The organism is Erwinia artemisiae, from assembly GCF_051400835.1.
Lineage (GTDB): Bacteria > Pseudomonadota > Gammaproteobacteria > Enterobacterales > Enterobacteriaceae > Erwinia > Erwinia aeris.
Window position 1 is genome coordinate 203,170 of the sequence record NZ_JBLFFM010000005.1, and the last position, 26,944, is coordinate 230,113.

22 protein-coding genes are annotated in these 26,944 nt (G+C 58.8%); 19 read left to right on the forward strand and 3 right to left on the reverse strand.

Translation table 11 applies throughout. The annotated features are described in order from the left end of the window. Window positions 1-165: 165 nt before the first annotated feature. From ACMGEE_RS13690 to alsE, 4 genes are read left to right on the forward strand one after another with little or no spacing between them, the layout of a single operon-like run. Window positions 166-627, forward strand: coding sequence for a PTS sugar transporter subunit IIA (locus tag ACMGEE_RS13690; RefSeq protein WP_301730577.1), 462 nt, complete (start codon window positions 166-168; stop codon window positions 625-627). Beyond that, window positions 624-890, forward strand: coding sequence for a PTS sugar transporter subunit IIB (locus tag ACMGEE_RS13695; protein ID WP_253456698.1), 267 nt, complete (start codon window positions 624-626; stop codon window positions 888-890). Before ACMGEE_RS13690 ends, ACMGEE_RS13695 begins: the two co-directional genes overlap by 4 nt. A 32-nt stretch (window positions 891-922) precedes the next feature. After that, window positions 923-2,185 (forward strand): PTS ascorbate transporter subunit IIC, encoded by a 1,263-nt coding sequence (ulaA, locus tag ACMGEE_RS13700; RefSeq protein ID WP_253456701.1) that lies wholly within the window; start codon window positions 923-925, stop codon window positions 2,183-2,185. 23 nt (window positions 2,186-2,208) lie between these two features. Beyond that, a complete protein-coding gene (gene alsE / locus ACMGEE_RS13705; protein WP_253456703.1) occupies window positions 2,209-2,889 on the forward strand; it encodes a D-allulose 6-phosphate 3-epimerase in 681 nt (226 codons plus the stop codon). A 106-nt stretch (window positions 2,890-2,995) separates the two neighbouring features. On the opposite strand, the gene ACMGEE_RS13710 is transcribed toward alsE, so the two are convergent. Next, entirely contained in the window at window positions 2,996-4,336 is a 1,341-nt protein-coding gene (locus ACMGEE_RS13710) for an aspartate aminotransferase family protein (protein WP_436830214.1), read from the reverse strand. Window positions 4,337-4,496: 160 nt separating this feature from the next. On the opposite strand from ACMGEE_RS13710, the gene ACMGEE_RS13715 reads away from it, so the two are divergent. Both ACMGEE_RS13715 and ACMGEE_RS13720 read left to right on the forward strand, forming a co-directional pair. Then, complete coding sequence (locus ACMGEE_RS13715) at window positions 4,497-5,273, forward strand: DeoR/GlpR family DNA-binding transcription regulator (protein WP_436830215.1); 777 nt, start codon at window positions 4,497-4,499, stop codon at window positions 5,271-5,273. Window positions 5,274-5,331: 58 nt separating this feature from the next. Continuing rightward, window positions 5,332-5,994 carry a hypothetical protein gene (locus ACMGEE_RS13720; protein ID WP_436830216.1) on the forward strand — a complete coding sequence of 221 codons (663 nt, stop codon included), beginning with the start codon at window positions 5,332-5,334 and terminating at the stop codon, window positions 5,992-5,994. A 1-nt stretch (window position 5,995) separates the two neighbouring features. On the opposite strand, the gene fdhD is transcribed toward ACMGEE_RS13720, so the two are convergent. Beyond that, window positions 5,996-6,811, reverse strand: a complete 816-nt coding sequence (gene fdhD, locus ACMGEE_RS13725) for a formate dehydrogenase accessory sulfurtransferase FdhD (RefSeq protein WP_301730573.1) — start codon at window positions 6,809-6,811, stop codon at window positions 5,996-5,998. Between the two features lie 555 nt (window positions 6,812-7,366). Between fdhD and fdhE the strand changes: the two genes are divergently transcribed. The 5 genes from fdhE to torA all read left to right on the forward strand — a co-directional run bounded on the left by fdhE (window position 7,367) and on the right by torA (window position 14,590). Next, entirely contained in the window at window positions 7,367-8,293 is a 927-nt protein-coding gene (gene fdhE / locus ACMGEE_RS13730; protein WP_253456717.1) for a formate dehydrogenase accessory protein FdhE, read from the forward strand. 42 nt (window positions 8,294-8,335) lie between these two features. Next, the gene (locus ACMGEE_RS13735) at window positions 8,336-8,944 is read left to right on the forward strand and encodes a glutathione S-transferase (protein WP_301251558.1); all 609 of its coding nucleotides are present in this window, start codon (window positions 8,336-8,338) and stop codon (window positions 8,942-8,944) included. Between the two features lie 70 nt (window positions 8,945-9,014). Next, a complete protein-coding gene (gene selB / locus ACMGEE_RS13740) occupies window positions 9,015-10,853 on the forward strand; it encodes a selenocysteine-specific translation elongation factor (protein WP_301730572.1) in 1,839 nt (612 codons plus the stop codon). A 106-nt stretch (window positions 10,854-10,959) separates the two neighbouring features. Beyond that, window positions 10,960-12,105, forward strand: coding sequence for a NapC/NirT family cytochrome c (locus ACMGEE_RS13745; RefSeq protein WP_436830217.1), 1,146 nt, complete (start codon window positions 10,960-10,962; stop codon window positions 12,103-12,105). Then, window positions 12,095-14,590 carry a trimethylamine-N-oxide reductase TorA gene (torA, locus tag ACMGEE_RS13750; protein WP_436830218.1) on the forward strand — a complete coding sequence of 832 codons (2,496 nt, stop codon included), beginning with the start codon at window positions 12,095-12,097 and terminating at the stop codon, window positions 14,588-14,590. The genes ACMGEE_RS13745 and torA overlap by 11 nt, the downstream gene beginning before the upstream one ends. Here torA and ACMGEE_RS13755 read toward each other — a convergent pair. After that, window positions 14,574-16,559, reverse strand: coding sequence for an autotransporter outer membrane beta-barrel domain-containing protein (locus tag ACMGEE_RS13755; protein ID WP_369895334.1), 1,986 nt, complete (start codon window positions 16,557-16,559; stop codon window positions 14,574-14,576). The genes torA and ACMGEE_RS13755 overlap by 17 nt on opposite strands. Window positions 16,560-16,713: 154 nt before the next feature. Here ACMGEE_RS13755 and ACMGEE_RS13760 point away from each other — a divergent pair, with 154 nt between their 5' ends. The 8 genes from ACMGEE_RS13760 to ACMGEE_RS13795 all read left to right on the forward strand — a co-directional run bounded on the left by ACMGEE_RS13760 (window position 16,714) and on the right by ACMGEE_RS13795 (window position 26,863). Beyond that, window positions 16,714-17,277, forward strand: a complete 564-nt coding sequence (locus tag ACMGEE_RS13760; protein ID WP_370734856.1) for a DNA-3-methyladenine glycosylase I — start codon at window positions 16,714-16,716, stop codon at window positions 17,275-17,277. Between the two features lie 110 nt (window positions 17,278-17,387). After that, window positions 17,388-18,050 (forward strand): OmpA family lipoprotein, encoded by a 663-nt coding sequence (locus ACMGEE_RS13765; RefSeq protein WP_253456740.1) that lies wholly within the window; start codon window positions 17,388-17,390, stop codon window positions 18,048-18,050. 171 nt (window positions 18,051-18,221) lie between these two features. Further along, window positions 18,222-19,244, forward strand: a complete 1,023-nt coding sequence (locus ACMGEE_RS13770; RefSeq protein WP_253456743.1) for a LacI family DNA-binding transcriptional regulator — start codon at window positions 18,222-18,224, stop codon at window positions 19,242-19,244. 189 nt (window positions 19,245-19,433) lie between these two features. After that, complete coding sequence (locus ACMGEE_RS13775; protein ID WP_301251566.1) at window positions 19,434-20,162, forward strand: sugar phosphate isomerase/epimerase family protein; 729 nt, start codon at window positions 19,434-19,436, stop codon at window positions 20,160-20,162. 3 nt (window positions 20,163-20,165) lie between these two features. After that, a complete protein-coding gene (locus ACMGEE_RS13780) occupies window positions 20,166-21,119 on the forward strand; it encodes a sugar kinase (RefSeq protein WP_301251568.1) in 954 nt (317 codons plus the stop codon). 103 nt (window positions 21,120-21,222) lie between these two features. After that, entirely contained in the window at window positions 21,223-22,506 is a 1,284-nt protein-coding gene (locus ACMGEE_RS13785; protein WP_253456753.1) for an MFS transporter, read from the forward strand. Between the two features lie 47 nt (window positions 22,507-22,553). After that, window positions 22,554-23,528: a glyoxylate/hydroxypyruvate reductase GhrB gene (gene ghrB, locus ACMGEE_RS13790; protein WP_301251571.1), complete on the forward strand. Its 975-nt coding sequence runs from the start codon at window positions 22,554-22,556 to the stop codon at window positions 23,526-23,528. Between the two features lie 593 nt (window positions 23,529-24,121). Next, complete coding sequence (locus ACMGEE_RS13795) at window positions 24,122-26,863, forward strand: inverse autotransporter beta domain-containing protein (protein ID WP_436830219.1); 2,742 nt, start codon at window positions 24,122-24,124, stop codon at window positions 26,861-26,863. Window positions 26,864-26,944 lie beyond the last annotated feature (81 nt).

Here is a 26,944-nt window from a genome sequence, read left to right on the forward strand (position 1 = left end):
GGCGGCATAAAGCGCCGTTGATTATGCTTCGTGTGCAGCAGAAATGTTAGCGATAACACATATTTTAACATTGCTGATGTTAGCGCTAACTTTTGCGACAACAATCACGGAAAAGCGTACAGAAAACCGCCTAAAGTGCAGGCAGACCCTTACCGGAGAGCGAACATGCTGTCGAACTGGCTTCAACCTGAAAATATTCAGCTGACCGAAAGCGTCGGCCACTGGCAGGAAGCAATCCGCCAGGTTGCCGCGCCGCTGCTGGCGCAGCAGGCTATTACGCCGGACTACCTAAAGGCGATTTTCCGCTCTCATGCTCAGCTTGGCCCTTACTACGTGCTGGCGCCCGGCCTCGCCATGCCTCATGCGCGCCCCGAAGAAGGTGCGCTGAAAAACGGGCTTTCTCTGCTGCGTATTAATCAGGGAGTCAGCTTCGACAGTGCTGAAAACGATCCCGTATACGTGGTGATCCTGCTGAGCGCCGTCTCCGGCGAAGAGCACATCAGAATGATCGGCGAACTGGCCGGTTTGTTCAGCGACGACTTCCGTCTACAGCAGCTGCTGTCGGCGACCACGCTGTCGGCCCTTGCGGCCGCCGTTAGCGATCCCTCTCTGGAGAAAACCTCATGAAAAAAGTGCTGATTGTGTGTGGCAATGGTTTGGGCAGCAGCTTTATTGTCGAAATGAACGTGAAAAAAATCCTGGCGGAACTGGGAAAGACGGCGGAGGTCAGCCATACGGATTTAACGACCGCGCGCTCGGAACCGGCAGATTTAATTTTAAGCGCCCAGGATATCGCCGATCGGCTTGCCGATCACGAGGCGCAGGTATTTGGCCTGAGCAACCTGCTCGATAACGCCAGAATTAAAGAGATCCTGGCCGAGCACTTATAAAAACGCGGCAACTCAAACGCACGGAGTCGTTTATGCTTCAGTTTATTATTAATGACGTTCTCGGAACGCCAGCGATTTTGGTCGGCCTTTTTTCCCTGATCGGCTTATTGCTGCAAAAGAAAGCTTTTTCAGAAGTCATTTCCGGCACGCTGAAAACCATCATGGGATTTTTAATTCTGATTGCCGGCGCTAACCTGATTGCGACAACGCTGACGATATTCAGCCAGCTGTTTGAGCACTCTTTTAATATTCAGGGCGTGGTGCCCAACACCGATGCAATGGCCGCGCTGGCGCAGAAAAGCTACGGCACGGCTACGGCGATGATTATGGTGTTTGGGATGCTGATTAATATTCTGCTGGCACGCATTACGCCGCTGAAATATATCTTTTTAACCGGCCACCATACGCTTTATATGTCTGCGATGCTGGCGGTGATCCTGTCGGTCGGCGGCTTCAGCGGTTTCTGGCTGGTGGCAACCGGCTCGCTGATTTTGGGCGCGATGATGGTGATCAGTCCGGCTATCCTGCAGCCCTTTACCCGCAAGATTACGCGTTCCGATGATTTGGCGCTGGGTCACTTTGGCTCGACCGGCTACCTGCTGGCGGCGCTGGTCGGCAAGGTGGTGGGCAAAGGCAGTCCTTCCACAGAAGAGCTGAAGGTGCCGAAAACGCTGAATTTCCTGCGCGACTCATCGGTGGCGATTTCGCTTACCATGATGATCCTGTTTGTGGCGCTGGTGCTGGTGGCCGGCAAAACCTTTACCGAAAGCCAGGTCAGCGGCGGTCAGAACTTCCTGGTTTTTGCCGTTATCCAGTCCATTACTTTTGCCGCAGGCGTTTATATCATCCTGGCGGGCGTGCGGATGGTCATAGCGGAAATCGTGCCGGCTTTTAAAGGCATCGCCGACAAACTGGTGAAGGACGCTAAACCGGCGCTGGACTGTCCGACGGTGTTCCCCTTCGCGCCCAATGCGGTAATTATCGGTTTTCTGTGCAGTTTTGCCGCCGGTTTGATCAGCATGTTCCTCTGCCCGCTGTTCGGCCTGAGCGTGATCGTACCGGGCCTGGTGCCGCATTTCTTCTGCGGCGCAACGGCCGGCGTCTATGGCAACATTACCGGCGGCCGCCGTGGCGCGATGATTGGCGCTTTCGTGCAGGGCCTGCTGATCTCTTTCCTGCCGGCCATCCTGCTGCCGCTGATGGGCGAGCTTGGCTTCGCTTCCACCACCTTTGGCGATGCGGATTTCGGCGTAATCGGCATTATCCTCGGCAAGCTTATCGCTCTGTTCCATTAAGGCCGCATAACAGGACAACTTCCATGAACGCGAAATTTTCACCTTCTTTAATGTGTATGGATTTAACCCGGTTCCGTGAGCAAATAGAGGCAATGAATGATAAAGCCGCTTTTTATCATGTCGATATTATGGACGGCAGTTACGTAAAAAATATTACGCTGTCGCCGTTCTTTATCGAGAACCTGCGCAAAATAACCGATGTGCCGATTGATGTGCATCTGATGGTTAATCATCCGGAAGATATTATTCCAATGTGCCTGGAGGCGGGCGCGGACATTATCAGTTTTCATCCCGAAACGGCGAATAACAAAATATTCCGCCTGCTGATGCAGATTAAAGAAGCAGGTAAACGCTGCGGCGTGGTGCTTAATCCGGCCACGCCCGCGGCAGCCATTATGGAATATGCGCATCTGCTGGATAAAGTTACGGTAATGTCAGTGGATCCGGGCTTTGCCGGGCAGCAATTTATTCCGCAAACGCTGGATAAAATTCGTCAGCTGATCCGGCTGCGCGAACAGCATGGCTGGCGCTACCTCACGGAAATCGACGGCTCCTGCAATGCGGCCACCTTCGGGCAGATTGCAGCTTCCGGCGTCGAGGTGTTTATCGTCGGCACCTCCGGACTGTTCAGCCTGGCGGACGATATGAACGACGCCTGGGCGCGGATGGAAGCTAACTTTTCTCAGCAGATCGCCGCTGCCTGAGCAAGCTTTCCGGCTGCCTGAAGGAGCTTGACTGCCGCCTGAGTGAGCTGTTCAGTCCATGACTAAGCTTTCTGGCCAGCAGACGGCGCGCGGGCCGCCGCTGTGGTTAGCGCAGCACGGCCCGCAGGGAGTTATCCAGCGCGCCAACCAGCCAGTCGATATCGCTTTCCTGAAAAGCCAAAGGCGGACGCAGCTTCAACACGTTGCCGTAAGGCCCGGCCACCGAGGTCAGCACGCGGTTTTCACGCAGCTTTTCGGTGACATCCAGCGCCAGCTGTTTGTCCGGCGTTTTGCTGCTCTTGTCTTTGACCAGCTCAAAGCCGATAAACAGCCCCGCGCCGCGCACGTCGCCTACGCATTCGTACTTCTCTTTCAGCGTCAGCAACTCTTTCAGCAGTTTTTCGCCCACGACGCGGCTGTGTTCCTGCAGCTGTTCTTCTTTAATCACCTGTAACACCGCCTGCGCCGCCGCCATCGCCACCGGATTGCCGCCAAACGTATTGAAATAGGGAATATCGTCGCTGAAAGCGGCCAATACGTCGCTTTTCGCCAGCAGTCCGGATACCGGAATGCCGTTGCCCATCGGCTTGCCGGTGGTAACGATATCCGGCACGACGCCGTGCCGCGCAAAGCCCCAGAATGCCTCACCGGTACGGGCAAAGCCGGGCTGCACTTCGTCGGCGATAAAGATGCCGCCGTTGTTGTGCACCACGTCAATCGCCTTTTGCAAAAAGCCTTTCGGGCCGGGCAGCACGCCATCGGAGGAGAAAATCGAGTCGGCAAGGAAGCCGGCGAATTTAATACCGTGCGCGGCCATATCGTCGATCTGCCGCTGGATTTCGTTGGCGAACCAGTCGCCCAAATCCGGCGCGGTGACGCGATAGCGATCGGGCGGCGAAACCAGGCGGGTGGTGGCGGCCAGCGGCTGGCCGGAGCCTAAAGCAGGCGAAACGCCGGAGGTCAGATCGCTGGTGCCGTGATAGGCCTCCTGGCTGACGATAATGCCCGTGCCGCCGCTGAAGGCCCGCGCCACGCGGATAGCCAGGTCGTTCGCCTCCGAACCGGTGCACATATACATCGCCCGATCGATTTCGCCGGGCAGCGTCGACAGCAGCGCTTCCGAATAGTCGAGAATGCGCTCATGCAGATAGCGAGTATGGGTATTAAGCTGCTGCATTTGCTGATATACCGCATCAATGACCGCAGGATGGCAGTGGCCGATGCTCGCCACGTTGTTATAGGCATCCAGATATTTTTCTCCGGCGGCATCCCATAGATATTGCCCTTCGCCCCGCACCAGATGCACCGGCTTGCGGTAAAACAGCCGGTAGGATTCGCCCAGCACCCGGCTGCGTTTATCGGTAAGTTTCCGCACGTCGGCGTCCAGACCGGCAGCGTGCTCTGCGCGAAAACTGTTGGTATCCATGATGGTCGAACGTGTAGCCATGATAACTCCCGTTGCGAAAGGATGAAGGCGTGCAGCCGTCTTTTTATAATGACTCTTTTTTGTCTTAATGCAACAAAATACACATATGCAATAAAATACACATGCACGGCGATCGTTTGTCGGTTAGGCTGGTGCCCTTGTCCGGTTAAGGAACGCAATCATGCTTCAGGAATCGCGTCTGCATCGCATTCGCGCGCTGCTGGCTACGCTGGGTCATGTCAGCACCGAGCGCATTATCAAAGAGTTAGGCGTTTCACGCGAAACCGCCAGAAGAGACATTATCGAGCTGGAGGCGCTGGGCGCGGCCCGTCGCGTACACGGCGGGCTGATGTCGCTGACGGCGGAGCCGGAACCGCCGCTGACGGTGCGCAGCGAAGTCCGCGCCAGAGAAAAACGCGCTATTGCGCGTGCCGCCGCGCGGCTGTTAACGCCGGGCCAGACGCTGTTTATCGACGCTGGCAGCACCACCACCATGCTGGCGGAAGAGCTACGCACCATGTCCGGCCTGACCATCATCACCAACAGCCTGCAGGCGGCGCTAAAACTTTCCGCTGCCGAAGAGGGCGAGCAGCTGAACAACAGCATTATTCTGCTGGGTGGTGCGATGCTGGCCGGTGCGCAGGAAACGCGCGGCGAGCTGACGGTGGCGGAAATTTATCGCTACCGCGCCGACGTGGCGATGCTGTCGCCGACCGGCATCGACAGCAAAAACGGTGCCAGCAGCTTTCATCCTTACGAAGCGGCCATCGCGCGCGCAATGGTGCGTCAGGCGGCGCGATCGATCCTGCTGGCCGATCACAGCAAGCTGGGCGTGAGCAGCCGGATGCAGTATGCCCGGCCTGAACAGATCGCGGTGCTGGTCACCGACAGCGGCGCGGCGGGCGTTCAGGCTTTCGCCTCGCTGGAAACGGCACTGCCGCAGGTGGTGATGGCGTAACGCTTTAAACAGACCTGCTATCTTTTAAAAAAAGTAGTGTGCAAAAAAGGGAAAATTGATGACTCAGCAGAAAATGACCTGGTGGGAGAAAACTGTCGAATACACTTTTATCCTCCAATTTCAGCGCCATTTAAAATTTCTTTCCCCATTAGAGGATTTCTATGAAAAAGGCGGCGATACAATATTTAACGATAGCAATCGATGGATTTTGATCGAATTTAAAAAAGATGCGAGCAGCGTAAATTCAGAAAAAAGCAAGTTTGGTGCCGACGCTAAAACCGCTGCCGTACGCTATAAAGAGGCGCTAAAAGCGCTTAATGAGCACGACAATCACCATGTCATTATCTACGGACGTATTGGTAAAAATTCAGAAAACTCCTCCGCTATGAAAAATGGTGCACCGTTGGAACTGGTATGTCACACCTATTTTTCTGGCAAAGTCAGGACAAATTATCCGGAAATGGTTAATCACGGCAAAAATTATCAGGATTTTTTCAATTATCTTGAGCAGTTTACTGCCTTTAAGTATGACAAGAAATCAGGCAGCAGCGGCCGGGGTCTGACCGCTGCTGTTTATGAACAGGTAGCCTGTATTGATGCCGATGGCAACGTAGCCGCCATGATGAGCAAGGATGACTTCACCAAAGGATATAACCTGACGCCTTCTTACCAACCAAAGCCGCCAGAGCCGGGGTCAAATACTTCTTCTTACACACCCTGACTCAACCAGCTATTAACCGCTGCGGATGGGTATAAACCGTGGCGCGGCCCGGCTTGCTGAAGCCGACCAGCGTCAGATTGCTGCGCTGCGCCACCTCAACCGCCAGTTTGGTCGCGGCGGAAACCGCAAAGAGAATTTCCACGCCGCACATGGCGGATTTCTGCACCATCTCGTAGCTGGCGCGGCTGGAAACCAGCACCGCGCCCTGCTGCCAGCTGGCCTGCTGACTGCGCAGGCCGAGCAGCTTATCCAGCGCCACGTGGCGACCTACGTCTTCACAGCCGCCCGCCAGATTGCCGTCTGGCGCTATCCAGGCCGCCGCGTGCGTGCAGCCGGTCAGCTGCCCGACGGGCTGGTAGCTTTTCAGCTGCGACAGCGCGCCGTCCAGCCGATCCAGCGAAAAGGTTTGGCTGAAAGGCAGCGGCTGCACGGGCTTGCCGATTTCCGCCAGCTGCTCCACGCCGCAGACGCCGCAGCCCGTGCGGCCCGCCATTGCCCGGCGCTGCGCTTTCAGCCCCATAAAACGGCGGCTGGACAGCTCTATCTGCACCTCAAGCCCGCCGCAGGAAGGCTGAATATCAATGCCGTAAATATCGCCGGGCGAGCTGATAATCCCTTCGGAGAGGGAAAAACCGATGGCGAATGCCTCGAGATCTTTCGGCGTTGCCATCATCACCACATGCGAAATGCCGTTATACACCAGCGCCACCGGCACCTCATCGGCCAGCCAGTCCTCCTGTGCCGTCTCCAGCGTACCGCGCTGCCAGACCTCAATCTGACTGACGCCGGCCATGCTCTGTTCACCCGCCTTGCTCATTTCACTCACCTGTCTTTCCCGTCACTCAAGCCGCGCCGCTAATTTTTTCGCCTGTAATTTTGAACCCGCAAGAGAACGACCGCAAAACAATAATCCGCGCAACGGTGTTTTCCGGCGGCAAAAAGCACAAAAAGAAACGGATAACCAATCGCTGCCAGGGCCTCGGGTTGCAACCGGCCTGGTGGACAGCGACGGTCGCAGACCGGAACACGGACATGCCGTAGAGGCTTTTTTGCTGCGTGCAGCAAACCGTCGTGGTTAAAAAACATCCCTTAAATTACGCTTAACAAGGAAGTTGACGAGAGCGGACGCTATAATTTTAGCCATAAGCGCATTTTTCAGGCCGCCGCAGGCGCGCAATACGCGATGCGGCGGCCCTGCTTTACCGGTAAGTTGAGCGTGACAGGAGATTGACCACCGCGCGCCATGCGGGTTTACGCCGCTTTAGAGGCGAAACAGACTATTTGAAGACCGGGTGCCCGACTACCGGGCAAAAAGTGCGGCTAATGCGCGTTCCGCCGACGATATTAGCGCGCCAGATAACAGGAATTCCTGATGACTATTCGCATAATCCCGCAGGATCCGCTGGAGAAAAGCGAAACAAAAATGGCGGAGACGATCCCGCCGTTACTTTTCCCCAGGCTGAAAAATTTGTATGCCCGCCGCGCCGCGAGACTGCGTCAGCTGGCAGAGAAAAATCCGTTGGGCGACTATTTGCGCTTTGCGGCCGTTATCGCCAGCGCGCAGGAGATAGTGCTTTACGATCATCCGCTGCGGCTGGATTTGCAGGCGCGCCTGGCGGAAGCCGCACGCATCGGCAAACCGCCGCTGGATATCAACACGCTGCCCCGCGATCCGCACTGGCAGCGTCTGCTCCATTCGCTGATCGCTGAAATGAAGCCGGAAATGTCCGGTCAGGCGCTGGCGGTACTGGAGAATCTGGAAAAAGCCTCTGCGCCGGAGCTGGAAGCCATGGCTAACGCGCTGTTCGCCAATGACTTTTCACAAATAGCCAGCGACAAATCGCCTTTTGTCTGGGCGGCGCTCTCGCTGTACTGGGCGCAGATGGCGGCGCTGATCCCCGGCCGCGCGCGCGCCGAATATGGCGAACAGCGGCAGTTTTGTCCGGTGTGCGGCAGCGTGCCGGTTTCCGGCGTAGTGCATATGGACCAGCAGGAGGACGGCCTGCGCTATCTGCACTGCAATCTGTGCGAAAGCGAATGGCACGTGGCGCGCGCGCGATGCAGCAACTGTGAGCAAACGCAGGACCTGCACGCCTGGTCGCTGGAAGGCAATCTCGCGTCCATTAAGGCCGAAAGCTGCGGCGACTGCGGCACCTATATGAAACTGCTCTATCAGGCAAAAGATCCGGCCGTAGAAGCGGTTGCCGACGATCTCGCCTCGCTGGTGCTGGATGCGCGAATGGAACAGGAGGGCTTTTCACGCAGCAGCCTGAATCCATTCCTGTTTCCGGGAGAATAACATGATAAACAGGCCATTCGGTTTTGAAGGGGAATTCGCGTAATGAAATTAATCGGCAGCTATACCAGTCCTTTTGTACGGAAAATTTCGGTCATTCTGTTGGAAAAAGGCATCACCTTTGAATTTATCAACGAATCGCCCTGGACCGACGAGAGCCACGTTCCGCACTACAATCCGCTGGGTAAAGTCCCGGCGCTGGTGGCTGGGGAAGATACCTGGTACGACTCGCCTATCATCGCCGCTTACCTGGAGCAGCTGGATATCGCCCCGGCGCTGATGCCGCATGATCGGCTGGCGGCGCTGAAGGTACAGCAGCTGGAAGCGCTGGCGGATGGGATCGGCGATGCGGCGGTGATCCTGCTGCGCGAACAGATGAGGCCGCCGGAGCTACAGATGGAGAGCCAGCTGCTGCGCCAGCGCGAAAAAATCGCGCGCGGTCTCGACGCGCTGGAACAAGAGGCGGCCAAAGGCACCACGATCAACGGCGAGGCCATCAACGTGGCGGATATAGCCGTCGCCTGCCTGATAGGCTTCCTGAATTTTCGCCGCGTGATCCCTAACTGGTGCGTGGAACGGCCTGCGCTGGTCAAACTGGCGGAAAAAATGTTCCAGCGGGAAAGCTTCGCCCGCACGGTGCCGCCATCGGCCTGATGGTGAACCCGTTTACCGCCGCCCGGATAACGGCGCCTCCGCCGCGGCGCCTTAGCGCCGGGGCAAGCTGATGGTCATCGTCAGCGCAGGTCATGCCGCACACGGTAAAACTACGCTGCTGCAGGCGCTGACCGGCGCGGCGCTCGATCGGCTGCCGGGTGAAAAGCCTCAGGACAGCACGGTCGATCTCAACTACGCCTGGTGGCCGAGGCCGGATGGACGGATCTTCAGTTTTATCGACGTGCCGGGCCATCAAAAGCACCTCGCTAATATGCTCAGCGGCGTCACCGGCCCGGATCACGCGCTGCTCGCCGTGGCGGCCGATGACGGCATCATGCCGCAAACCCGCGAACATCTGGCGATCCTGCAACTGAGCGGGCAGCCGCCGCTGACCATCGCAATTACCAAAGCCGACCTGGCCAACGCCGCACGCATCAGCGACACCGAGCGGGAAATCCGTACGCTGGCCGCGCTGATGGGCTGGCCGGACGTCACGCTGTTTGTCACCAGCGCGCTGAACGCCACCGGCATCAGCGCCCTTGCCGACCATATCAGCCAGCTGCCGCCGCGCGCGATCGCGCCCTGTAAACGCTTTCGCCTGGCTATCGATCGCGCCTTCAGCGTGCCGGGTACGGGCACTGTGGTCACGGGCACCGCGCTGGGCGGCGAGGTTCGCGTCGGTGACAGGCTCTGGCTGACCGGCATGAATAAAAGCGTCCGCGTGCAGGGTCTGCGGGCGCAAAACCAGCCTGCCAGCGTCGCCTGCGGCGGCCAGCGGCTGGCACTTAACCTTGTTGGCGGCGTCGAAAAAAGCGAGCTGTCCCGCGGCGACTGGCTGCTGCAAGAGCCGCCCGCCGTGCTTTCCAGCCGGGTGGTGGTGGCGCTCCAGCCGCTTCAGCCGTTAAAACAGGCGCAGCGGCTGCATATTCATCATGCCGCCAGCCATATCACCGGCAGCGTGACGCCGATGCAGGATAACCTGGCCGAGCTGACGCTGGATAAACCGCTGTGGCTGGCGGATAACGATCGGCTGATCCTGCGCGATATCACGGCCCGGCAAACGCTGGCGGGCGCTCGCGTGGTGCTGTTGATGCAGAAAAAAGGCTGTACGCCACAGCCCGACGCGACGCGCTGGCTACAGCAGCTGGCCAATGCGCAGGACGATGAGGCAACGCTGCGGCTTTTGCTTCAGGCCCGCCCCTGGCGCAAAACGCAGCTGGCCTGGGCACGCCAGCTGACCGCCGAAGGCTTTTCCGCTGCGCTCAGCGCCATTGCGCCGGTTGAAGCGGGCGACTATCTGCTGCTGGCAGAGGTTACCGCAGGATGGCGGCGGCAGGTGCTGGATACGCTGGCGGGCTACCATCGCAAGCACGAAGACAGGCCGGGGCTGGGGCGAAGCCGCCTCAGAAGGATGGCGCTGCCCGGCCTGCCGGAAGCAATCGGGCTGGCGGTTATCGACTTATTGCTGGCCGACGGCGCGCTGGCGTTTCGCTATGGCTGGCTGCGTCTGCCTGCTTTCTCCGTCAGCTTTACGCCAGAAGAGCAGGCACTGTGGCAGCAGGCCAAACCGCTGCTGGCGCAGGATAGCGGGTGGGTACGCGATATGGCAGCCTGCCTGAACGCCGACGAGGCGCTGATGCGTCTGACGCTGCAAAAAGCCGCCAGCAGCGGCGAAATTGCGGCGATTGTTCACGATCGCTACTACTCCCGCGCGCTGATTGAACGGTTTGCCGACACCATTCGCCAGCGGCATCAGCAGGGGCTTGCCACCCGCGCGGCGGACTTTCGCCGCCTTTTCGCTATGGGCCGCAAGCTGGCGGTGCAGATCCTGGAATTTTTCGACCACAGCGGCTTTACCCATCGTCAGGGCAGCGATCATCTGCTGCGCGACGACAGCATGTTCCCCTAATCCTCCTTTTTCCCTAACGCTTCCCTTATTGATGCGACACAAATTTAGCCCGCTGATTTTGTGGGATAAATAAGCCTGTTTTTTAAACAAAGGGATTTGAGCTTATATGAAAATTTTCAGTAAGCGCCGCTGGCCGTTTATCGCGCTGATTGCTATCGCCACGCTGCTGGTCGTCGCCGGCAGCGCGGTAGTGCTGCACAAAACCAGCGACACTGCTTTTTGCGTTTCCTGCCACAGCATGTCGAGGCCGCTGGCGGAATATCAGGGCAGCATTCACTTCCAGAACCATGCCGGCATCCGCGCGGAATGCGCCGACTGCCACGTTCCCAACGAGCCGCTGGCCTGGATGACGACCAAGCTGGGCGCGAGCAAGGATCTGCTGGGCGAACTGACCGGCAAGCTGGACAGCGAAGAGCAGTACAATGCCCACAAGCTGGCGATGGCGGAGTCGGTATGGCAAAAGATGAAGGCCAGCGATTCTGCGACCTGCCGCAGCTGCCACAGTTTTGCCGCGATGGATATGCTGGGCCAGCGGCCGGAAGCCAGGAAAGCGCACCCTGTCGCGCTGAAAAGCGGCGAAACCTGCATCGACTGCCATCGTGGCGTGGCGCATATCCTGCCCGATATGCGCGCCAGCAACGCTTCCGGCGCCGCTCAGCTAACCGCGCTGGCCGCCGCAGCCAAAACCGATAACCGTCCTCTCTATCCCATCAGCACGCAGCCTTTCACCCTGGCATCCCATGACGGGCCTGCCGCAGGCACGCTGTTTCCGGCGGCGGAGCTGCTGCCGTACCGGCATAAAAATGGCCGTACTGAAGCACAGCTGAAAGGCTGGCAGCAGGATGGCTCGACCGGCGCGATCTACGCGGCCAAAGGCAAACGCATTATCAGCGCCATCGTCGCGCCGGAAGCCGCGCCGCAGATAAAAATCCTCGCCACGGAGGAAGACAGCCAGACGGAAACAAGCTGGCACCGCGTTTCGCTCGATATAGCGGTCGCCAGCGACGCGCTGATCGCCGATCGGGACAAGCTCTGGCAGCAGGCCGCCAGCCTGATGACCGCCAACTGCACGGGCTGCCACGGACTCACCGCGCCCGACCACTACACGGCGAACCAGTGGACGGGGGTGATAAAAGGCATGGCCTCGCGCACTTCGCTGGATACGGAGCAGCTGCGCCTGCTGACGCGCTACGCACAGCAGTACGCCAGCGACATGAAGTCGACCGCACAGGGAGAACCCCATGAAAAATAATCGTTTCGGCCTCAGCCGCCGCCAGTTTCTCGCCGCAGGCGGCACGCTGCTGGCCGCCGGCTCGCTGGATCTGCTATACGCCCGCTCCGCGCTGGCTCAGGCCATCAGCCAGGCAATGCCGCTGTTTACTGCGCTCAGGCCCGCCAGAAAAGGCATCCTGACCGCCGCCCACTGGGGCGCTTTTGAAGCGCTGGTAGAGAACGGAAAAATGGTCGGCGTACAGCCCGTGGAGGACGATCCCGCGCCCAACGAGCTGATCACCATGGCGCCTTATCAGGTTCACGCGGCCAACCGCATCACCGCGCCGATGGTGCGGCAAAGCTGGCTGGAGCACGGGCCGGGCAGCAATACGGCGCTGCGCGGCCGCGATAAGTGGGTCAGCGTCAGCTGGGAAAAGGCCACCGAGCTGGTCGCCAACGACATCCGCAGGCTACAGCGCGAGCACGGCCCGTCCGCTATTTACGCCGGATCCTACGGCTGGAAAAGCACCGGGATGCTGCACAACTCCCGCGCGCTGCTGCACCGCCTGATGAACCTGGCGGGCGGCTTTCTGGGCTACAGCGGCGATTACTCTACCGGCGCGGCGCAGGTGATTATGTCGCACGTGGTCGGTTCAATGGAGGTTTACGAGCAGCAAACCAGCTGGCCGGTGGTGGTGGAAAGCAGCGAGCTGGTGGTGCTGTGGGGCTGCAATCCGCTGGTAACGCTGAAAAACAGCTGGAACGTGCCGGATCACGTCGGGCTGGAAGGATTTGCGGCGCTGGCCGCCAAAGGCACGCCGGTTATCTGCATCGATCCCGTATTTAGCGACAGCGCCAAAGCGCTGAATGCGGAATGGATCGCGCCGAAAGCCTATACCGACGCCGCGATGATTTTGGGCCTGGCGCATACGCTGCTGGCAGAAAAGCGCCATGACGAAGCTTTTCTTGCCCGCTATACCACGGGTTTTGAAAAGTTTCGCGCCTACCTGCTGGGCGAAAGCGACGGCCTTGTCAAAAGCGCGGAATGGGCCAGCGAGATCTGCGGCATCGCGCCGGCGCAGCTGCGCCAGCTGGCAAGAAGGATGGCAGGTCAGCGCACCATGCTCATGGCCGGCTGGGGCATTCAGCGCCAGCACCGCGGCGAGCAGCCGCACTGGCTGCTGGTAACGCTGGCCGCCATGCTCGGGCAAATCGGCCTGCCGGGCGGCGGTTTCGGCTTCAGCTACCACTACTCTTCCGGCGGCAGCCCAACGGCGCGAGGCGGGATCCTGTCGGGCATCAGCGCGGGCGTCGCGCCTGCCGGTTCGCCGCCGCCGATCCCGGTAGCGCGCATTGCCGACTGCCTTGCCAATCCCGGCAAAACTATCGCTTTTAATGGCAAAGAGGTGACTTATCCCGACGTCAAAATGGTCTACGTCGCGGGGGGCAATCCTTTCCACCACCATCAGGACACCAACAATTTGCTGCTGGCCTGGCAACGCCCGGAAACCATTGTGGTGCAGGATCCTTACTGGACGGCCACCGCCAGACACGCCGATATCGTGCTGCCCTGCACCACCAGCTATGAGCGCAACGATATGGATATGGGCGGCGACTATTCGCAGCGCTATCTGTTCCCGATGCGCCAGTGCGTGCCGCCGCAGCACCAGGCGCGCAGCGATTTCGCCATTTTTCAGGCCATTGCGACCAGGCTCGGCGTCGAACAGGCTTTTACCGAAGGCCGCGATGAAATGCTGTGGCTGAAAAAGCTGTATGACGATATGAAGCAGCAGGCCAGAAACGCCGGCGTCCCGCTGCCGCCGTTCGATCTGTTCTGGCAGTCCAATAACTACATTCGCTTTCCGGTACCGGAAGAGAATAAAAAGTGGGTGCGCTTTGCTGACTATCGCGCCGATCCGCTGTTGAATCCGCTCGGCACGCCCAGCGGGAAAATTGAAATCTTCTCTAAAACTATCGCGGCGATGCACTACGACGACTGCGCGGGCCTGCCGGGCTGGCAGCCGCCGCAGGAGTGGCACGGCAGTGCGCAGGCGCTGCGCTATCCCCTGTCGCTGAATACCGCGCATCCTGCCCATCGTCTGCATTCCCAGCTGGACAACACGCCGCTGCGGCAAAAATATGCCGTCAGCGATCGCGAAGCGATACTGATCCATCCGCAGGATGCCGTCACCCGAGGGATCCAGTCCGGCGATCTGGTCAGGGCATTTAACGATCGGGGTCAGATCCTGGTCGGCGCGCTGGTAACGGAAGCGATCCGTCCCGGCGTAGTGCGCATCAGCGAAGGCGCCTGGTACGATCCCGCCGAGCCTGCCGAGCCGAAAACGCTGTGCAGGAACGGCAACGTAAACTGCCTGACCTTCGATATCGGCACCTCACGGCTGGCGCAGGGCAACTGCGGGCAGATGGCGCAGCTGGAGGTGGAGAAATTTACGGGCGCGCCGCCGCCCAATACCGCTCATGCCGTGCCGGAAAGCGCACGCCAGCCGATCAGAAACGCGCGCTGACGCCCAGGTTATAGATAAACTGCTCGCCGGTGCTGAGGCCGCCGGTTTGCGACACCGAGGCGAAGGCCGCCGCGCTGTCGCCCAGCGGCAAGTTTGCGCCGACGGTCACGTCCGCCCAGTTGCTGTCCTGGCGGGCGGTATCGCGCGTGAAGCGGGTCTGCGTTGACTTCAGCCCGCCGCCGGCGCGCCAGACGTTATCGCCAAACTGGTGGTTATAGCTGACCGCCGCCCAGGGATTGATCCCGCCCAGCGTGGCATCCAGCCGCCAGCCCAGCGCGCCAATCTGCGAATGGTAGTTCTGATCGGCGAAGCGCATGGCGGTGCTGCTCTCGCCCCGCTCGCTGTAGCCCTCTACCGAACTGTAATCCAGCGCGTACTGTGCCGTCGGGCCGGTGGTAAGCGAAGCGCCCAACGGAAAATCCCAGCCGGTGGTAATACGCGCGCCGAGCTGTTTACCGTCGGTATCGCCCTTTTCCGTCCGCGTCGCCGGGCCGATGGCAAAATGCCGCTGGATATCGTCATAGCGGGCAAAAGCGTAGTACACATCCGTATTTATCCAGCCGTTGTCCAGAAAAGCGAGCTCGCTCCAGGCCGAAAATAGCCAGCCGCGCAGCTTGTAATCGAAGCGAGATGAAGGATGCTGCGTGTCGTCCGAGCCGGAAACCAGCGCGCCCACCAGCAGCGAATCGGTCAGCTTATAGTCCACGCCCAGCGTCAGGTTATGGGTGGTGGCGTTGCCGTCGCCCGCCGCCAGATTGGCGGCATAGTCGTAATGTTGACCGGCGTAGCCGCCGAACACGTTAAGCGATCCCTGCGGATTGTCGCTGTGGCGCTGCTGCTGCAAGCGACTGTCGAGCGTGGCGCGCGCATCGCGAGAGAGCGCCAGCATCGCCTGATCCAGCGCCACCACCTGCGCGGGCGCGTTCAGCACGGCCTCAATATAATCGGCGATCAGCTGGTGCGTAGCGGGGCCGGGATGCAGACGATCGGCAAACAGCAAAGCCTGCTCGTCGGAAAAACCGGGCGTAGCCGAAGTGCAGACCGCCGCTGAAACGCCGGGCGGGCAGGCCATGCCGGCCGTATTGCTTAAGCCATAGCGCGCCGGGTCACTGAGGATCTCGCTGAAAAGACCGTTGATATCCACGCGCACAATGTTGCCGCCCAGCTGCGCCAGCCGATCGTCTTCCAGCTGGTTATAGCGGTTGGTTAGCGCGCTGCCCTGCTCGCTAAGGCTTTGCCAGGCGGCAAACAGCCGATCGGCGATAGCCTGCCGCACGGCGGTCACGCTGCTGGCCTCACCGGCGGCGGCGTACAGCGCCTGGTAAATCGCCTGATTGCGGCTGTTCAGATCCGGCGTCGTCTGGCCGTTCAGGGAAGCGAAGGCCGCAGCCAGCGCCGTACCGGCAACGGGCGCCAGGCCGGTCTGGATGACCGCCTCCAGCAGCACCGGCGCCGCACCGATATTGGGCACGGTCGGCACGATAACCGTTCCGGCTCCGGCAGCCAGCAGCTGCTGTACCTGGCCTGCGGCGGCAAAAGCACTGTTGCTGACCAGCCCTGCCGCCTGCTGCGGATTCAGCGCGGCCGCCGCCAGATCGTTGCCGCCGATCCAGTGAATATAGAGGCCGTCGGCATCCGCCTGGCCGCCCCTGGCCGCCAGATAAGCGGCGAGCTGGTTAGACGTATTGTTGTCGGCATTCAGCAGCGGCAGCGCCACCGCTTCGCCCGCGGCATAGTTGCTGCCGCCGTTATTGGAAGGCTGGAGCGACTGGTCGATTTTTGCGGCCAGAATTTCGTCATAGAGCGGATGTCGGCTGCTGTCCCAGGTATAGCGGCCGTTATTACCGCCATCGCTCAGGCTGTCGCCAAAGACGGTGTAGCTATCCCAGGCCAGCGCCGGAAAAGTCGAGACGGCATAAAAGAGCCACGCGCTTCCGGCAGCGCGCAGGCGCGAATATTTTTTTAGCATGGCGTGACTCCAGAAAGAGCCTGAAAGCGGCGGCATGACGCCGGTTATTTTGTTGCTATCATCGTCAACCTGTCAGATAACTATTGCCTTTCCGGGCATTGCGTCAAGCCTTTTACGTGTATTTTTTAACCGATTCAGATAAGGAACTTTACTTATGCAGCGTTGCGGTTGGGTGACTCAGGATCCGATCTATCTGGCCTATCATGATACGGAATGGGGCGTGCCGATTACCGACGCGCAGGCGCTATTTGAAATGCTGTGCCTGGAAGGTCAGATGGCCGGCCTTTCCTGGCTGACCGTCTTAAAAAAGCGGGAAAACTACCGGCGGGCGTTCTGCGGTTTCGATCCTGAGCAGGTGGCGTTGATGACGGAAAGCGACCTCGATCGGCTGATGCTGGACAGCGGGCTGATCCGCCATCGCGGCAAGCTTTCCGCTATTGTCGCCAACGCGCGCGCGCTGCTGGCGATGGCGGCGCAGGGCGAGACCTTTGCTGAGTTTATCTGGCAGTTTGTCGATCGCCAGCCGCAAATCCACCGCTACAGCGACTATCGCGCTGCGCCAACCTTCAGCACCGTTTCCGATGCCCTTTCTAAAGCGCTAAAAAAGCGCGGCTTTAAATTTGTCGGCACCACTACCTGTTATTCGTTTATGCAGGCCTGCGGGCTGATTAGCGACCACACGACCAGCTGTTTCTGTCATCCGGATAACCTCAGGTAGCGTCTCTTTACAAATTTAGGAAGACAACACGGTTTTTTTTCGGCGCGGGGTCGGCATAATCGCTTCTTTTCAGGCTATTTTCGCCAGTCGCTGTTCAGGAAACGCTATCCATGAAAAAACGTTTTGTTACTCTTGCTCTGGTTTTGAGCGGTACCATCGCCCTGTCGGGCTGCACCACGAATCCTTACACCGGCGAACGCCAGGCGGGTAAAGCCGGTATCGGCGCGGGCCTGGGCGCCGCGCTGGGCGCAGGCGTCGGCGTGCTCTCCTCTTCCAAAAAAGATCGCGGCAAAGGCGCGCTGATTGGCGCAGCGGCAGGCGCGGCGCTGGGCGGCGGCGCGGGCTACTATATGGACGTGCAGGAAACCAAGCTGCGTGAAAAAATGCGCGGCACCGGCGTCAGCGTGACGCGTGAAGGCAATAATATCGTGCTGAACATGCCGAACAGCGTCACCTTCGACAGCAGCAGCAGCTCGCTGAAGCCTGCAGGTGCCAACACGCTGACCGGCGTGGCAATGGTGCTGAAAGAGTATCCAAAAACCGCCGTTAACATCGTCGGCTATACCGACAGCACCGGCAGCCGCCAGCTGAACATGAACCTGTCGCAGCAGCGCGCCGACAGCGTAGCCAGCTCGCTGATCACCCAGGGCGTGGCGACCAATCGCATTCGCACCGGCGGCATGGGGCCGGACAACCCGGTCGCGACCAACAGCACGGCCGCAGGTAAAGCGCAGAACCGTCGCGTGGAAATCACCCTCAGCCCGCTGCAGTAATCCCGCCAGCCGGACAATCTTTGTCCGGCTGTTTCCCTGCCCAACCGCCTGACTGTGGGCGAGACCGCCCTTATGCTTTATGATGGCCGGATCCGCTTTCCGCCATTACCCGCTATTTTAAGATTTAAGCCCGTGATGGCTGCTTTCATTTTTACTCGTTCAAGGATCGCTATGAACCGCAAGGCCGCACGCGCGACAATCAGCGACGTTGCCAGAAAAGCCCATACGGGCAAAACCAGCGTTTCTCGCTATCTCAACGGCGAGCAGCACCTTCTGTCCGCCGATTTAAAGCAGCGGATTGAAACCGCCATTGCCGAACTTAACTATCGACCCAGCCAGATGGCGCGTGGCCTGAAGCGTGGGCGCACCCGCTTAATCGGCCTGATTATCGCGGATATTACCAATCCTTACTCCGTTGATGTGATGTGCGGCATTGAGGCGGCCTGCCGCGCGCAGGGCTTTACGCTGCTGATGTGCAACACCAATAACGAGGTGGACCAGGAGCAGCACTATCTGAATCTGCTCAGCAGCTATCAGGTGGAAGGGATCGTGGTTAACGCCGTGGGGATGCGCGAGGAAGCGCTGAGCCATCTCCAGCAGTCGCTGCTGCCGATGGTGCTGATTGACCGTAAGATCCCTGATTTCGCCTGCGACGTGGTAGGGCTGAATAACCACGAGGCCGCCGCGCAGGTCACAACGCATCTGCTTGAAGAAGCCTTTGACGCCATTCTGTTTGTTACCGAGCCATTGGGCACCGTCAATACCCGCCACGAGCGCCTCAAGGCGTTCCGGGAAACGATGGCGCAGCATCCGCAGCGCGAGGCCGAACAGGCTGAGGTCGCCTTAAACGACAGCGCGCGACTGGATGGCATCCTGCAAGATTTTTATCAGCGCCATCGCCACCAGCGCTGCGCCGTATTGGCCGTTAATGGCGCGCTGACGCTGCAAATCGCGCGCAGCTTCAAACGCCTGGATCTGCGCTGGGGCGAAGATTTAGGGCTGCTGGGCTTTGACGAGCTGGTCTGGTCGGAACTGGCGGGCGGCGGCATCACTACGCTGAAACAGCCTACTTGGCAGATTGGCTATGCGGCGCTGGAGCAGGTTATCCGCCGTATTGAAGGTGACGAAGCGCCGCCGTGCGAGCAGCTCTACTCCGGCGAGTTGATTATCCGCAGTTCCACGAAGTTCGCCTGATTTCCCTTCTTTTCACCGTATTAACGCAGCGGTCGGCTTGACCCGCTTCGTTCTGACGCTTTTCCAGTAAATTTCCAAATAATTGTCCACATCGTGAGCGCGATCATAAAACCGCGCTCCGCCCCTTTCGGTTGGAACCGGTTCCAGTTAACGTTTTTGTAACGTCAGGGCCACCGCCCGGAGGAAAAGATGAAACCTGAAATTATTGTAGTGACCGCCGCCTATGGCCGCGATCGGATCGGCGAACTCGGCGGTCAGCAGGCCGTGGTGCCGATTGTCGCCGCCGCCGGCGCAGACGGCATTGAGATCCGCCGCGAGCTGTGCAGCGAAGCGGAAATCCAGCAGCTGCCCGCGTTGGGCAAGGCAATCAGTGATGCCGGGCTGACGGCGTTCTACTCGGTCCCGGAAGCGCTTTATACTGAAGAGGGTGCGCTGAATCCTCGGCTGGCAAGCCACCTCAACGAGGCGCAGCAGTTAAACGCCCGCCTGATAAAATATTCATTAGGCCATTATCAGCCCGGTTCGGACGACTCGCCGCTGCGCGACGGGCTGCCGTTAACGCTGGTGGTGGAAAACGATCAGACCGACTGCGGCACGCTTGCCGCCCTCAACGGCTATTTTTCTGACAACGCGCCTGTTGGGATGACGTTTGATATGGGCAACTGGCTATGGGTGGGCGACGACCCCATCCGGGCAGCGGGAAAGCTGGCGTCTTTCGTCAGCTACGTGCACGTCAAAGCCGCTGCGCCGACCGCTGACGGCTGGCGCGCCATCGCGCTGGACGAGGCTGATAATCTGTGGCGGGAAACGCTGGCGCTGCTGCCCTCCGACGTGCCGCGCGGTATTGAGTTCCCGCTGGAAGGCGACGACCTGGTGGCCGTCACCCGTCACTATGTAGATTTGCTGCGAGAGGTATAAATCATGACCCTTCATGAAAACGGCACGCTGGATGCGGTGACCATCGGCGAAGCGATGGCGATGTTTATCGCCAGCGACACCGGCGATCTGGCGGCGGCGGAGCATTTTACCAAACGTATCGCCGGGGCCGAGCTGAACGTCGCTATCGGCCTGGCTCGCCTGGGCCTGAAGGTAGGCTGGGTCAGCCGCGTCGGCGATGATTCCTTTGGCCGCTTTACGCGCCAGCAGCTGGAAAAAGAGGGCGTCGACAGCCGTCAGGTGACCACCGATGCTCGCTATCCTACTGGTTTCCAGCTGAAATCCCGCGTGGAAGACGGCTCCGATCCGCTGGTGGAATATTTCCGTAAAGGCTCTGCGGCCAGCCATCTGTCGGTTGAGGATTTCAACCGCGACTATTTTGGCGCAGCGCGCCACCTGCATCTGAGCGGCGTGGCGGCGGCCATCTCCGACAGTTCGCTGGCGCTGTCAAAGCATGCGGCGCAGGAGATGAAGCGGATGGGCAAAACCATCTCCTTCGATCCGAACCTGCGTCCCGTGCTGTGGTCAAGCGAGCGCGAAATGGCTACCCAGCTCAACGCGCTGGCGGGCTTTGCCGACTGGGTTTTGCCAGGCATCAGCGAAGGCAAAATCCTGACCGGCTACGACCAGCCGGAAGCGATCGCCGATTTTTATCTGGCGATGGGCGTCAAAGCGGTCATCATTAAAACGGGCTGCGAAGGCGCCTGGTATAAAACCGCCGAGGGCGAAAAAGGCCAGGTCGACGCGATCAGAACCGCTAACGTGGTGGATACGGTTGGCGCGGGCGACGGCTTTGCCGTTGGCGTCATCAGCGCGCTGCTGGAAGGGAAAACCCTGCCGCAGGCGATTAAGCGCGGCAACCGCATCGGCTCGCTGGCTATCCAGGTCAGCGGCGACAGCGAAGGCTTGCCCACGCGCGAAACGCTCGGCGATTTTTAAACAGCGGGCGACACGAACCGGACCAGGCTTCTAACCGAACCATAATGAGCCGCACCTACCCTACAACGCAGAGTGCGGCCACCTCCAACAGAGGAAGCAGACGATGAATAAGCAGACAATCGCGCCTAAACGCTGGTGGTACATCATGCCCATCGTGTTTATCACCTACAGCCTGGCGTATCTCGACAGGGCCAATTTCAGCTTTGCCTCGGCCGCCGGCATCAATGAAGATCTGGGCATCACGCACGGCATGTCGTCGCTGCTGGGCGCCCTGTTCTTTCTTGGCTATTTCTTTTTCCAGATCCCCGGCGCGGTATACGCCGAACGCCGCAGCGTAAAAAAACTGGTTTTCGTCTGCCTGGTGCTGTGGGGCATTTGCGCCTCGCTGACCGGCATGGTCAGTAATATCCCGATGCTGGCGGCCATTCGCTTTGTGCTGGGCGTGGTGGAAGCGGCCGTGATGCCGGCCATGCTGATCTATATCAGCAACTGGTTTACCAAATCGGAGCGCTCCCGCGCCAATACCTTCCTGATCCTGGGCAACCCGGTGACGGTGCTGTGGATGTCCGTGGTTTCCGGCTATCTGATCAACGCCTTCGGCTGGCGCGAAATGTTTATTTTTGAGGGCATTCCGGCGGTGATCTGGGCCGTGGCCTGGTGGTTTATGGTGCAGGATAAGCCCGCTCAGGCGAAATGGCTGAGCGAAGAGGAAAAAGCGGCGCTGGCGGCACAGCTGCAAAAAGAGCAGGAAAACATTAAGGCGGTGCGCAATTACAGCGAGGCGTTCCGCTCGCGCAATGTCATTATCCTTTGCGTTCAGTACTTTACCTGGAGCATCGGCGTCTATGGCTTTGTGCTGTGGCTGCCTTCTATCCTGCGCAACGGGATGCAGATGGGCATGGTAGAAGCGGGCTGGCTCTCTGCGGTGCCTTACCTGGCCGCCACCGTGGCGATGATCCTGGCTTCCTGGGCTTCCGACAAGCTGCAAAACCGTAAACTCTTTGTCTGGCCGCTGCTGTTAATTGGCGCGCTGGCGTTTTTAGGTTCATATCTTGTAGGGGCGAATAATTTCTGGCTGTCGTTCAGCCTGCTGGTGGTGGCCGGTGCCGCGATGTACGCGCCTTATGGCCCGTTCTTCGCCATTATCCCGGAAATGCTGCCGCGTAACGTGGCGGGCGGCGCAATGGCGCTGATTAACGCGATGGGCGCGCTAGGCTCTTTCCTGGGCTCCTGGGTCGTGGGTTATTTGAACGGCGCGACGGGCAGCCCTTCCGCTTCGTATATCTTTATGGGGGTATCGCTGCTTATCTCGGTCTGGCTGACGCTGATCGTAAAGCCAGCAGCCAATAAGCAACCCCCGATGCCGCATGGCGCTAAACACGCTTAACGGTGCGGGCCGCCTGGCCCGTGCCTTAAAGAAACAGGGAGACAAGCATGAAACCATCCGTGGTGCTGTATAAGAAGCTGCCGCAGGATCTGCGTTCGCAGCTCGACGAGCATTTTAACGTTACCGAAATCAACGGCCTGACCCCGGAAACCCTTAGCCAACACGCGGAGGCCTTTCAGCAGGCCGAAGGTATTTTAGGCTCCGGCGGCAAAGTGGACGCTGAGTTCCTGAAAAAAGCGCCGAAGCTGCGCGTCGCCTCTTCCGTTTCCGTGGGCGTGGACAACTTTGATATTCCCGCGCTGAGCGAACGCGGGGTGCTGTTGATGCACACCCCGACCGTACTGACGGAAACCGTCGCCGATACCATGATGGCGCTGGTGCTGACCAGCGCGCGTCGCGTGGTGGAATCCGCCGAGCGCGTGAAAAAAGGTGAGTGGCAGGGCAGCATCGGCGCGGACTGGTTCGGCATTGACGTGCACCATAAAAAAATGGGCATCCTGGGCATGGGTCGTATCGGACTGGCGCTGGCGCAGCGCGCGCACCTGGGCTTCAGCATGCCGATCCTTTACAACGCTCGTAAGCACCACGAAGAGGCGGAGCAGCGTTTCGACGCGCAATACTGCGATCTGGATACGCTGCTGAAAGAGTCCGATTTCCTGTGCATCAGCCTGCCGCTGACTGAACAAACGCATCACCTGATCGGCCGCGAGGAGCTGGCGAAAATGAAGCCTTCCGCCGTGCTGATCAATGCCGGACGCGGCCCGGTTATCGATGAAGAAGCGCTGATCGCCGCGCTGCAAGAGGGCACTATCCACGCCGCCGGTCTGGACGTGTTTGAGAAAGAGCCGCTGCCAAAGGATTCGCCTTTGCTGACGCTGCCTAACGTGGTGGCGCTGCCGCATATTGGCTCTGCGACGCATGAAACCCGTTACGGCATGGCAAAAGACGCGGTGGAAAATCTGATTGCCGCCCTGAACGGTAAAGTGGACAAGAACTGCGTTAATCCTGAAGTAGCAAAATAATTTTCTGTGCCGATGCGCTTTGCGTGTCGGCACGTTTTTCAGCGCCCTGCCGACCTCTTTATCCCGCAAAAATTCCCTTCTTAGCCTAAACAGGCGCTAAACAAATAGCCTGTTCGTTCCTGAACGCCTCAGTGCCCTGTTGTTATTTAGTTGATCCACTCAGGTAACCATAAGCTAAATCATTATTTAATTAAGATGATATAAAATGAGATCCTGCGGCTTTTTAATTAAAAAAAAGCGGTCATATTGTTAATTAAATGCTCAACATAAAGAAAGCAACAGAAATGTAAAGATCCCTTTTTGTTACCTGGCCTTTCTTCCCCCTTAGGGGCGGGCATTGTGCCAACTTAATATTGTGATATAACTACGCTCATTCGGAAACTCGCTTATCGGCATAAATTATGCCGAGGGTATTATTTTGCCCGTAATAAGCACCACATTAACAAGGGGAGAATCTTCAACGACTTAAAGATGTTTAATTATCCGTAGCGCCAGCAATCACGAGTGACAGGTTTATTATTCATGGGCTCCCCTGAATTAATACAGCACGCTCACGCTGGCTGAAATTCTCTTTTATTTAATATAAAGAAACCATGAAAAATAAACCTGACCTTAATAAAGAAAATAAGTCGCCGTGGCGGCACCGTTTAACCTGGCTGACCGTAGCGATTCAGGGCGCTTTCCCGATTGCCTGTGCGTTTACGCCCGCGCTGGCCGTTGCCCGCCAGCATTTTTTGACGCAGTCGGCGGATGCCGTCGCTATCCGAACGCAGGTTTATACCCTGGGCCAGGCGGAAACGGCAGCGGGCGTGGCGCAAAAATACAATATGAGCGTGGAAGCGCTGCGCAAGCTGAACCAGCTGCGCACTTTCGCTCACGGCTTTGATCGGCTACAGCCGGGCGACGAGCTGGACGTGCCGCTTTCTCCTTTGCCAAAAGTGCACTGGCACAACGCCGACAACGGCCTGGAGATGAAAGCCGCCGGTCTTGCTACGCAGGCGGGTTCCTCGCTCGACAGCCGCAACGGCAACGGCGCCGCCTCTGCCGCCGCCAGCATGGCCGCAGGCGAAGCGGGCGCGCAGGCGCAGCAGTGGCTGGGCCGTTTCGGTACCGCGCGCGTGCAGCTGGACGCGGATAAAAACTTCTCGCTGAAAAACTCGCAGTTCGACCTGCTGCTGCCTTTAAGCGATCGTAGCGACCGCTTGATCTTCACTCAGGGAAGCTTCCACCGCACCGACGATCGCAACCAGGCGAATCTTGGTCTCGGGATGCGTCATTTCGGCCATGACTTTATGACCGGCGCTAATGCCTTCTTTGATTACGATCTTTCCCGTCAACATGCCCGTTCCGGCATGGGCGTCGAGTACTGGCGCAACTTTATCAAAGTGGCGGCAAACGGCTATGTGCGGTTGACCAGCTGGAAAGACTCTGAAGATTTTTCCGGCTACGAAGAGCGTCCGGCCAACGGCTGGGATATCCGTACGGAAGCCTTCCTGCCTGCCCTGCCTCAGCTGGGCGCGAAGTTTAACTACGAACAATATTACGGTAACGACGTGGCGCTGTTTGATAAGGATAACCGCCAGAAAAATCCGCACGCCATTACCGCAGGCGTCACCTTTACGCCCTTCCCGCTGCTGTCGCTGGAAGCGGAACAGCGCCAGGGCAAAGCCGGAGAACACGATACGCGGCTGGGCCTGACGCTCAATTATCAGCTCGGGATGCCGTGGCGCAAACAGCTGGACAGCGATGCGGTAGCGGCGATGCGTAGCCTGGCCGGCAACCGCTACGATCTGGTGAACCGTAATAACAACATTGTGCTTGAGTACCGCAAACAAGAGACGATCAGGCTGAGCACCGCGAAGCTCATCAGCGGCACGGCCGGCGAGCAAAAAACGCTGAACGTTTCGGTCAACAGCAAATACGGCCTGGATCGCATCAACTGGTCCGCGTCGTCGCTGCTGGCTAACGGCGGGAAAATTATCGCTAACGGCCCTACCGATTTCAGCGTGGTGCTGCCGGCCTATCATGCTGACGCCACCGGTACCAACAGCTACACCCTCAGCGGCGTGGCGATCGATAAAAAAGGTAACGCCTCAAAGCGTACGGAAACGCAAATTACCGTCACCGAAGCCGCTATTAACGTTAACAGCAGTTCACTGCTGCCGGTCAGCAGCACGCTGGTATCAGACGGCCACGCTCAGCAGACGCTGACCCTGACGGTAAAAGACAGCCTGGGCAATCCGGTTGATATCAATGAAAAAGAGATTAGCGTGACCAAAAGCGCGCAGGCCGCCGACGATACCAAAGTGTCTGCCTTTACTCGCCAGAGCGCAGGCCGTTATACCGCCGTGGTGACGGCGGGCACGCATCCGGAAACGCTGACCATTACGCCTGTTGCCCGCAATATGACTTTTCCTGGTGCAACGGTAACTATCGCGGCGGATAACGCAAGCGCACGGCTGGCAAGCCTGACCGTGGTCAGCAACGATGCGGTAGCCGACGGTAAAGCAGCCGACCGGGTTACAGCGCTGGTAACGGATGCGCAGGGCAATCCGCTGGCCGGACAAACCGTAACCTTCAGCGCCGACAATAGCGCCGTCATCCCGCAAAGCGCGGTAACTGACGCACGCGGCGAAGCGTCCGTTCCCGTTAGCGATACCAAAACCGGTCAGAGTAAGGTTGTCGCGCAGATGGGCTCCGCCCGTAAAGAAGCCGAAGTGAATTTTGTGGCAGGCAAGGCGGCATCGGTTTACATGCATCGGGTCACGGGCCGCGCCGTTGCGGATGGTACAGATACCAGCGTGGTTGAGATCTTTGTAAAAGATAGCAACGGCAATCCCGTCACCAACAGAAAAGTCGCCATTACGGCCACTGACGACCGCGTCAACATTCCTTCTGAAGTTACTTTAGATAAATATGGCGCGGCGCGTTTCCCGACCTCCAGCAATCACGATGGCGGCTGGAAAGTAGAAGGAACTATTGATGGCCTCAAAGGCTCGGTGATTGTCTATTTTTACGCGGGCTATCCAACCGTCAATAACTCTTCTTTCACCGTAAGCGCCACGAGCGTGCCGGCTGACGGCGTCAGCGCCATCACGCTTACCCTCGTCGCCCGGGATATGCGCAATAACGCGGTGAAAACGCTGCCGAACTTAATTAACTTTGATACCAGCGGCCTGCCTGGCTGCCATATCAGCGCGGTTAAGGTCAGTGGTAACGTCTATACCGCTCAGCTGACCTCAACTAAAGCGATGAGCGGAAAGATTGCGGTTAATTTGATGCTTCGCCGTGGCGTGATGCCGATTAACGTAACTTTTACGCCTCCGGCCCGGTAATGTTGCCAGGGTAAGATCGGAAAGGCCCCATTTTGAGCGCGTACGCCAAAAACGGGGCCTTTCAACTGACCGGCTGGCGCG